The sequence below is a fragment of the Tahibacter caeni genome, from assembly GCF_024609805.1.
In the GTDB taxonomy this organism is placed as follows: domain Bacteria; phylum Pseudomonadota; class Gammaproteobacteria; order Xanthomonadales; family Rhodanobacteraceae; genus Tahibacter; species Tahibacter caeni.
On the sequence record NZ_JANFVR010000204.1, the window covers coordinates 1 to 8,841 of the forward strand.

The window sequence follows — 8,841 nt, forward strand, 5'->3', positions numbered from 1 at the left end:
CTGGCCGAAGCCGCGGCGCGGCTGCTCGATGCCAAGGCCGCGCCGGGCCAGCCGGAAGTGCCGCGGCCGCCGCGCGCGCCGACACCGCTGCCGCCTTCGCGCGAACCCGAGCGCGATGCGGATGCCGATCCCGACGGAGACGGCGGTCTCGGCGGTAAGCTGCGCCGTCTGCTCGGTCCCAAATGAGCGTGTCGGGCCCGTCCCGGACCACTCGTTTCCCACCTGCAAGGAGCTTCGAGTGACGATCGCCCTGTGGTGCATTCTCGTCGCGGCGTTGTTGCCGCTGGTCTTCACCGCTGTCGCGAAATACGGCCACGAAGCCGGGATCCGACGGCTCAACCGTCAGCCGCGCGTCTACCAGGCCGAACTCAGCGGCTTCCGCGCGCGGGCGCATTGGGCGCACCTGAATTCGATCGAGGCGTTTCCCCCGTTCGCGGCGGCCGTGCTCGTCGCGCAGTACGTGCATGCCTCGCAGAACGCGATCGATCTGCTGGCCGTGCTGTTCATCGTGCTGCGCGTGGTCTACGGCGCTTTCTATCTGGCCGACAAGCCGCCGCTGCGCAGCCTGACCTGGTTTCTCGGCGTGCTGTGCGTGGTCGGGCTGTTCGTCGCCGCGGCGATGGCCTGAGGCCGAAAAGAAAAAGACCGGATGACTTGCGTCATCCGGTCCAAAGCGGCGCTACGACTACGGGGAGGGGAGGGTCGTCGCAGCGCGGCTTGATACTCGTTGTCGCGGGCGCTTACTTCGCGCCGACGGTCGCGGCCTTCTTGAACGAATCCACGTTGTTCTTGATGGTTTCGTTGGTGGCGGCGAAATTGGTCTTGGCGAGCTCGCCGAGCGCTTCGCTGGTCTTCACGCCGATGCCGAAGACTTCCTGGGTCGTCGCGTAGGCCTTCTCGGCCGATTCCTTGGCGAGCGTGACACCCTTCGGCCAGATGGCCTTGAGACCGTCGAAGTCGCGGACTTCCAGTGCTTCGGTCACGAAAGCCGCGGTGGCGTTCGCACGGTTCTCGATGGTCTTGAGCTGCAGGTCGGCGATCTTCTCGAAATTCTGCAGAGCCAGACCCTGCACCTTGAACGCGGCTTCGGCAAAGCTCTTGCTGAAAGCCAGCACCTGGTTGTTGTACTGCTCGATCATTGGCTTGCCCTCGTCAGGCGGGTTGGGGGATGACGGGGCGTACTCTAGCGGGTTCTTTGTTGCGATGCAACAGAAAATTCCGTGACAGTCGCACATCGGAGTCGGCGAGTGACTCAGTGCATTGAATAACAACAAAAAATAGATTTGGTGTCGCGATGGCGCGCCGCGTCAATTCGGCGTCAGGCCCGCGGTAAGGGCTGTGCGGAAGTCACGGGGCGCCTTATCGCCGAGCCAGATCGACAGCAGCACGGTATTGAACTCGACCCCGGCCAGCTGCCCGGCCGGCTTGTCGTCGACGAAGATGCGCATGCCCGCATCCGGTATGTAGTCGAACAGGATGACCTGGCCGTGACGGGCTGCGCCGAACACCTCGACGAAGCGTTCGACATTGCTCTTGATCCGGCCCAGTCGCGATGAGCCGGCCGCTTCGGCGAAGGCCTTGCGCCAGTAGTCGTCGACGCGCCCCTCGTCGAGCTCCGGAATCTGCCAGACTAAGGTGACGCGATACGGGCTCAGGCCCGACTGCAGCTGCTCGAGCGTACGTACGGAGGCCGGCAGATACAGCGCGGCGGCGTAGAACGGGACGAAGTTGCGATCCAGGGTCGCTGCGCCGGACAGGCGCAGGTTGTTGCCGACACCCGGTACGTTGATCCGTTCGGCGAACTCATGGCCGGCGATGGAGACGGCCTGGGCGTCGAACGCGGCCAGCAGCAGCCAGAGCGCCAAACCACGTGTGAGGAACATGCAGGCCGTCCGCCGGGGAATGCGGTGCATCTTATCCGCATATGTGCGGCTACGGGCCGGTGTAGCTGCAGCCGGACGTACAGGTTTCATGAACCACGACACGGCTCAGCAGCGGCAGCTCGGGCTTGAGCCGTTGCCAGATCCAGACGGCGAGGTTTTCGCTGGTCGGATTGGTCAGGCCTTCGATCTCGTTCAGATAGCCGTGGTCCAGCGCATCGAACAGCGGTGCGAAGGCCTGCTTGATGTCGGCGAAGTCCATGACCCAGCCGAGTTGCGGATCGATCGGACCCGAGACATGGATGTCGATACGGAAGGAGTGGCCGTGCAGCCGGGAGCACTTGTGCCCGGCCGGGACCATCGGCAGCCGATGCGCGGCTTCGATCTGGAATGTCTTGAACAGATCCATCAGCGCGACAGCCCGACTCGCCGGCCGGCGGCAAGTCGCAAGAATAAAGGTGGTGGCTAGAGGCGGGATCGAACCGCCGACCTCAGCATTATGAGTGCCGCGCTCTGACCGGCTGAGCTACCTAGCCACTGGGGCAATTCTGCCCGAAAGAAGGGCGGGGATTGTAGCCTCGGCCCGGCGCCTGTCAAGCCGGACACGACGGCCGCGCCTTGCTGGCCGCGCAGAGGCTGTGGAAGAATCGATCCCAGCACGTATTTTTCTGGAGTCGACCGGTGATCGATCCCGATGGCTACAGGCCCAATGTGGGCATAGTCCTGCTGCGGGACGACGGTCGGCTGTTCTGGGCGCGCCGCATCAATCGCGACGGCTGGCAGTTTCCCCAGGGCGGCATGCGCAGCGACGAGACGCCGCTAGAAGCCATGTACCGCGAATTGCAGGAAGAGACGGGATTGTGTCCGGAGCACGTCGAAGTGCTCGCCGCGACGCCGGGCTGGCTGCGCTACCGTCTCCCGCGGCGCTACCTGCGGCGTAACGAGCGTCCGGTTTGCATCGGTCAGAAGCAGGTTTGGTTCCTGCTGCGCTTCCTCGGCGAGGAGCGCCACGTGCGCCTCGACGCGAACGAGAAGCCCGAGTTCGATCTCTGGCGCTGGGTCGATTTCTGGTATCCGGCGCAGAACGTCGTCACCTTCAAGCGGCAGGTCTACGAGCGCGCGCTGCGCCAGTTCGCCCCGACGGTCGAGCGCGCCTGCCGCGTGCGGCTGGAGCTTTCCGCGTCCGCGGCGCCGCCGCCGGCCCGGCCGGTATTGGCCGAGGTCGGCTGAGCGCGGCGTTCAGCTTGGGGGCGTCTTCAGCCGGCAAAGCGGAAGGTTGTTGACACTCATTCGCATTTGCAGTCCAATCCCGGCCATTGGAGGACTGCCATGTACGTCTGCATCTGTAACGGCGTGACCGACAAGGCCATACGCGCTGCCGCGGCCGACGGCGTTTCGTCGCTGGCCGAGCTGACCATGCGCACGGGCTGCGCCGGCACCTGTGGCGCCTGTGCGGATTTCGCCGAGCAGGTTCTGCACGAGGCGGTGCCGCGCAACGCCCGCCTGTTCGATCTGCCGATACTCGCGGCCGCCTGAGCGGCCGTCTTCGTATCTGTTCGCCGGCCCGCGGCTACGCCCGCCGCCGCGATCTTCTTCGCTCCGCTCATCTCTGCAACAAGCGCTGAACCTTCCGGTCGCAGCGGCACTGCATCCAATTCGCATTTCTTCGCGATCGCGACGGCGACGGTATAGTCGCCGCCGATTCCACGCGGAGGACCGGCCATGAAAGGCGACCCCAAGATCATCGAGCACCTGAACAAGGCGCTCTACAACGAGCTGACGGCGATCAACCAGTATTTCCTGCACGCGCGCATGTTCAAGAACTGGGGCTTCAAGGAACTCGCCGAGCACGAATACGAGGAATCGATCGACGAGATGAAGCATGCTGACAAGCTGATCGAGCGCATCCTGTTCCTCGAAGGCCTGCCCAATCTGCAGAACCTCGGCAAGATCCTCGTCGGCGAGACGCCGCGCGAATGCCTCGAATGCGATCTCAAGCTCGAATACGCCGCGGTGCCGGACCTGCGCGCGGCGATCGCCGATGCGGAGAAGGCGTCCGACTACGTCAGCCGCGAGCTGTTCGAGGGCATCCTCGAATCCGAGGAAGAGCACATCGACTGGCTCGAAACCCAGCTTGGCCTGATCAAACAGCTCGGCGAAGCCAGCTATCTGCAGAAGAAGATCGGCAGCTGAATTCCTGCCGACGGGACGGACGACGGTCCGTCCCGTCTTCGTTTCAGGGACCGCTGCGCGCGAGCAGATTGCGCAGTTCGGCCGACACCCGCCCGTATTCCCGCGTCAGATCCCGCACCAATGCCGCGGGGTTGGCCAAAGTGCCGCTGCGCGCCTCGTGTTCGATGCGCTTGGCGATCTCGGCAAGCGTCATCGCGCCGAGGTTCGCGCTGGTCGACTTCAGCGAGTGCGAAGGCGCGATCAGCGCGTTGGAGTCGTTGCGGCCCGCGGCCGCCTCGAGCAAGGCGAGGTTCTTGGGCGTGTCTTCGAGGTAGACGCCGACGAGCTCGGTGAATTCCTCGCCCATGACGTCGAGCAGGTCGCGCACGATTTCCTGATCGAGCGCCGCGCCGTCGCGCACGCCGAGCGGATTGACCGGTGCGATGCCCTCGCCGAGCGCGACGGCCGGATTCGGCGCCGCGACGGCACGGGTGGCGGCCGGCGCTGGCGCGACGCCGGGGCGCGCCGGGGGCGGCGTCTTTTCGGTCGCGCTCGCGCGGCTCTGCGCCTGCTTCGGCAGCCATTTGCGCAGGGTCGTTTCGAGCAGGCCGCGGTTCATCGGCTTGGACAAGTATTCGTCCATGCCGGCGCCGAGGCATTTGTCGCGGTCGCCGGCCATCGCATTCGCGGTCATCGCGATGATCGGAATGCGCGGGAGGCGTTGTTCCGCTTCGCGCGTGCGGCGGATCCGCGTCGCCGTGTAGCCGTCCATGACCGGCATCTGGCAGTCCATCAGCACGAGATCGAACGATCCGGCCTCGAGCTTTTCCAGTGCTTCCTTGCCGTTCTCGGCGGTTTCGAGGCTGAGCCCGAGCAGGCCGAGTATGCGCTGCGCGACCTGACGGTTTACCGGGTTGTCCTCGACCAGCAGCACGTGGCCGCGCAGCGGCGCCGACGGCGTTTCGGTCGCGACTGCGATGTGGATGCCGGGTTCGAGCGGGTCGGCGAGCGGATCGGGTGCGGCTTCGGCCTGGGCGCCGCCGCCCTGCTGCACACCGAGCAGGGTGTTCAGCGCCGCGCGCAGCCCGGCGTCCGACTGGCCCGGCGCAATGATCGCCGAGCGAGCATCCTGGCGCAGTTCGGCCGGGATCTCGTCGTTGCCGGCGAGAAACACGAAACGCACGCGCTCCAGGGTCGGCTCGCGCACGACGTTGCGCAGCAGCGCCGACGGATTGCCGCGCATGCTCGCGAGGTCGACGATCAGCAGATCCATCGCCCAGTTGTCGCCCATCTGCGCCGCGCTGCGCAGCTTGGCCAGGGCCTCGGCCGCGACGTTCGTGATCGTGAGCTGCATGCCCCAGCCCGACAGCAGGGTCGACAGGCGCCGCTGCGTCGTCGCGTCGTCGACGGCGAGCAGCGCGCGCGCGCCGCCGAGGTCGGTGCGCGCGCCGGGACCGTCGCCGACGGCCTTGAGAAACGGCACGCTGAACCAGAACGTCGAGCCGCTGCCGAGTTCCGACTTCACGCCGATCTTGCCGCCCATGAGGTCGACGATGCGCTTGCAGATGACCAGGCCAAGGCCGGTGCCCCCGTGGATGCGCGTCGTCGACGCGTCGGCCTGAGAGAACGGCTGGAACAGCTTGTCGGCGACGTCGGGCGCGATGCCGACGCCGGTGTCCTGGACCTGGAACAGGATTTCGTTGTGGTTGCGCGATTCGCCGCGGCGCGACACCCGTACCGAAATGCTGCCTCGCTCGGTGAACTTGATCGCGTTGCTGACGAGATTGGTCAGCACCTGGCGCAGGCGCACCGGATCGCCGCGCACGGCCAGGCGCACGCCGGGCTCGATCGTGACGGAAAAGGTCAGGTCCTTGCTCTCGGCCGCCTTTTCCATCAGGCGCTTGACCGCGTCCAGCACCTCGCGCAGATTCAGGCCGACGGATTCCAGCTCGAGCTTGTTCGCCTCGATCTTGGAGTAGTCGAGGATGTCGTCGACGATGCGCAGGAGTTCGCGGGCGGAGCGATAGGCGGTCAGCAGATAGTCGCGCTGGTCCGGCGCGAGCCTGGTCGACAGCACGAGATCGAGCAGCGGGATGACGCCGTTCAACGGCGTGCGGATCTCGTGGCTCATCGTCGCGAGGAACTCGCTCTTGGCCATCATCGCCGCTTCGGCTTCGAGCTTGGCCTTCATGAGGTCCTGCTGCACCTGGCGCAGCTCGTCGACCTCGGCCTGCAGGCCCGGCGAATCCGTTGCCGCCGCGGCCGACGGCGGCGTGGCCGGTGTTCGCACGAACGCCGGTTGAGCCTGCGCGGATTCCTCGTCGCCGGCGCCGTGCGCGGCGAAAAACAGCAGCACGCCGCCGAACAGCAGCAGCGGGGCCACCCAGTAGTTGGTCGGCGGCGGTACGGCGATCAGGCTGACGAGGCTCGCGCTGACGACGACCGCGAGGCCGCTCCAGCGCATCGCTCCGGCGAGTCGTTTCCAGTCCCCCATGCTCGTCCCTCGTCAGCGGCGGCCGGCTCTGTGTCGCGCCGGTCCGCCTGGTTCCGCCGCGCGGGCCGCCTGTCCGTCTCCCTTTGAACGGGACAAGCTCCGCATCCTCCGCGATCGCCCGCCGAAGCGGCGCGACTCCCCCGCGATCCCGCCCGGATCGCCCAGCCCGCTAGCCCACGGCGCGGAAATCGTAGTCGAGATTCTGCGCTTCGTGCTGCACGAAATTACCTTGAATGAAGTCGACGCCGATGGTCCACAGGGTGGCCGCGCTCTGCGCATCCTCGATGCGCGGCGCGATCACGCGGCGGCCGTTGTCGTGCGCCGCGCGCACGAGCCGGCGCAGTTCGTCGCGCATGCGCGGACTGCCGTCGGCGATGCAGTCCGGGGCGATCTTGATGAAGTCGACCGGCAGATGCTCGATCGCCGCTTGCGTCGCGTCGCCCGGCAGCGCGCCGGCGAGGCAGAGGCCGACCCCGATCTGATGCACGGCGCCGGCGAACGCGGCGACGCGCTCGTAGTCGGCCGGGTCCTCCGGCACGCGCATCTCCAGCACGAGGCGGCCGTCGGCGATGCGCCGCGTATCGAGCTGCTGGCGCAGCCAGGCGGCACGCGTGGGGTCGCGCGCGGCGGCCAGCGACTGGCTCGCGAACAGCCGCACCGGACGCCCCTGGCGCGCGCGGTCGGACAGCACCATCAGGCAACGGGTCAGCACCCAGCGGTCGATCTCGTCGATGAGCCCGGCCTGTTCGGCGGCCGGCACGATATGGCCGGCCGTGAGCACCTTGCCGTCGTCGCCGTGCAGGCGCAGCAGCGCCTGGAACTGTTCGTCGGCGTCGCCGTCGTCCTCGCTGGCCAGCGCCGCGATCGGCTGGAACACGAGGTGGAACGCGTCGCTGCGCAGCGCGGCGCGCAGATTCTCCACGAGGGCGAGATCGCCGCTGGGCTTGGGCGCGAACAGGCCGACGCGTTCCTTGCCACTGCGGCGCGCGTCGCTCATCGCGCGCTCGGCCGCGTGAAGCATGGCGCCGGCGTCGCCGAGGTTGGCCTCGAACGGACAGATGCCGCAGTGCAGCGCGACGCGGTAGTTCTGCCCGTCCACGTCGAAGCGTTCGCGCGCGACGCGTTCTACGAGATCGCGCGCGGCGGCTTCGATCTCCTCGCCGCTGCGTTCCGGGCTCAGCACGATGAAGCTCGTGTCGCCGAAGCGCGTGACCAGCGCGCCGGGTTCCAGGTGCGTCGCGAGGAACGCGCCGGTCTGGCCGAGCAGCTTGTCGAAGCCGATCAGGCCAGCCTGGCCGCGCAGCTCGCTCGCGTCGTCGAGGTCGACGTAGAGCAGGCCGCCGCGCTGTGCCGCGGCGTCATCGGCCGCGAGCCGGGCGTTGAGGCGGTCGAGCACGTGGGCGCGTTCGTACATGCCGGTGATCGCGTCGCGCGGATTCTGGTTCTGCGCGCGGCGGCGAATGTGGCGCGCGCGGCGCAGACGGTTCGTCACTGCGGAGATCAGATGCTTGGGACGTATCGGCTTGGACAGGAAGTCGTCGCCGCCGGCGTTCAGCGCCTCGAAGTGCTTGTCCGTGTCGCTCTCGCCCGAGAGGAACACGATTGGCGTGGACACGAAGGCCTCGCGCTCGCGGATGATCGACGTCAGCTCCATGCCCGAGCAGCCGGGCATGTAGAGGTCCATCAGTATCAGATCCGGATTGAACGTGTCGATGTCGTTGAGCACGGCCAGTGGGTCGGTGACCATGATGGTCTGCATGCCGGCCTTGCGCAGGATGGACTCGGCGAACATGGCCTGCGAGCGATCGTCCTCGACGATCATGATGCGATAGGGTTCGGTCTGGTCCGACTCGGTCAGCTCGGCGATGCGCGCCATGACGTCGCCGGCCTGGGCCGGCAGCGGAATGAACGCGTCGGCGCCGGCGCGCATCGCGCGCAGGCGCACGTCGAGCTCGCCCTGTTCGGACAGGGCCAGCATCGCGACTCGATGGCTGGCGCGGCCGCGTGCGGACTTCAGCGCCTCGCCGACGCGGTCGAGCTCGCCGAGGAAGTGCGCGTCGACGACGACGAGATGCGGCGGGAACGTGCCGATCATCTCGATCGCCTCGTCGGCGTGGTCGAGCAGCGACAGCTCGTAGCCCGACAGCTCGAGCTTCTGATCGATCTCGCAGGCCAGCGGGCTTCCGTCGGTCAGGTGGTAGACCTTGCGCGCGCTGCTCGCCGCGGCGGCCGGCGCGGCGCGTGCCGGCGAGGGATCTGCAGCCGGCGCCTCGGGAGCGGTCGGCGTCTCGGGCG

At 67.4% G+C, this 8,841-nt stretch carries 10 protein-coding genes and 1 tRNA gene; 5 read left to right on the top strand and 6 right to left on the bottom strand.

Annotated elements, in window-relative coordinates; all coding sequences use genetic code 11:
- Nucleotides 1-186, top strand: a 186-nt coding sequence (locus tag NON22_RS15970) for a hypothetical protein (RefSeq protein WP_257387939.1), incomplete at its 5' end; no start/stop codon positions are given.
- Nucleotides 187-238: 52 nt separating this feature from the next.
- The gene (locus tag NON22_RS15975) at nucleotides 239-628 is read left to right on the top strand and encodes an MAPEG family protein (RefSeq protein WP_257387940.1); all 390 of its coding nucleotides are present in this window, start codon (nucleotides 239-241) and stop codon (nucleotides 626-628) included.
- Nucleotides 629-740: 112 nt separating this feature from the next.
- On the opposite strand, the gene NON22_RS15980 is transcribed toward NON22_RS15975, so the two are convergent.
- The 4 genes from NON22_RS15980 to NON22_RS15995 all read right to left on the bottom strand — a co-directional run bounded on the left by NON22_RS15980 (nucleotide 741) and on the right by NON22_RS15995 (nucleotide 2,416).
- Nucleotides 741-1,139 (bottom strand): phasin family protein, encoded by a 399-nt coding sequence (locus tag NON22_RS15980; RefSeq protein ID WP_257387941.1) that lies wholly within the window; start codon nucleotides 1,137-1,139, stop codon nucleotides 741-743.
- 168 nt (nucleotides 1,140-1,307) lie between these two features.
- A complete protein-coding gene (locus tag NON22_RS15985; protein WP_257387942.1) occupies nucleotides 1,308-1,883 on the bottom strand; it encodes a chalcone isomerase family protein in 576 nt (191 codons plus the stop codon).
- Between the two features lie 49 nt (nucleotides 1,884-1,932).
- Nucleotides 1,933-2,289 (bottom strand): 6-carboxytetrahydropterin synthase QueD, encoded by a 357-nt coding sequence (gene queD, locus NON22_RS15990; RefSeq protein ID WP_257387943.1) that lies wholly within the window; start codon nucleotides 2,287-2,289, stop codon nucleotides 1,933-1,935.
- Between the two features lie 50 nt (nucleotides 2,290-2,339).
- Nucleotides 2,340-2,416 (bottom strand) — tRNA-Met (locus NON22_RS15995).
- Between the two features lie 145 nt (nucleotides 2,417-2,561).
- Here NON22_RS15995 and NON22_RS16000 point away from each other — a divergent pair.
- The 3 genes from NON22_RS16000 to bfr all read left to right on the top strand — a co-directional run bounded on the left by NON22_RS16000 (nucleotide 2,562) and on the right by bfr (nucleotide 4,073).
- Complete coding sequence (locus NON22_RS16000; RefSeq protein ID WP_257387944.1) at nucleotides 2,562-3,110, top strand: RNA pyrophosphohydrolase; 549 nt, start codon at nucleotides 2,562-2,564, stop codon at nucleotides 3,108-3,110.
- A 99-nt stretch (nucleotides 3,111-3,209) separates the two neighbouring features.
- Nucleotides 3,210-3,416, top strand: coding sequence for a (2Fe-2S)-binding protein (locus NON22_RS16005; RefSeq protein ID WP_257387945.1), 207 nt, complete (start codon nucleotides 3,210-3,212; stop codon nucleotides 3,414-3,416).
- A 186-nt stretch (nucleotides 3,417-3,602) separates the two neighbouring features.
- The gene (bfr, locus tag NON22_RS16010) at nucleotides 3,603-4,073 is read left to right on the top strand and encodes a bacterioferritin (RefSeq protein ID WP_257387946.1); all 471 of its coding nucleotides are present in this window, start codon (nucleotides 3,603-3,605) and stop codon (nucleotides 4,071-4,073) included.
- Between the two features lie 43 nt (nucleotides 4,074-4,116).
- Here the strand turns inward: bfr and NON22_RS16015 are convergent, their stop codons facing one another.
- Complete coding sequence (locus NON22_RS16015; protein ID WP_257387947.1) at nucleotides 4,117-6,546, bottom strand: ATP-binding protein; 2,430 nt, start codon at nucleotides 6,544-6,546, stop codon at nucleotides 4,117-4,119.
- 169 nt (nucleotides 6,547-6,715) lie between these two features.
- Nucleotides 6,716-8,841: GGDEF/EAL domain-containing response regulator (locus NON22_RS16020; RefSeq protein ID WP_257387948.1), on the bottom strand; the 2,126-nt coding region annotated here is incomplete at its 5' end.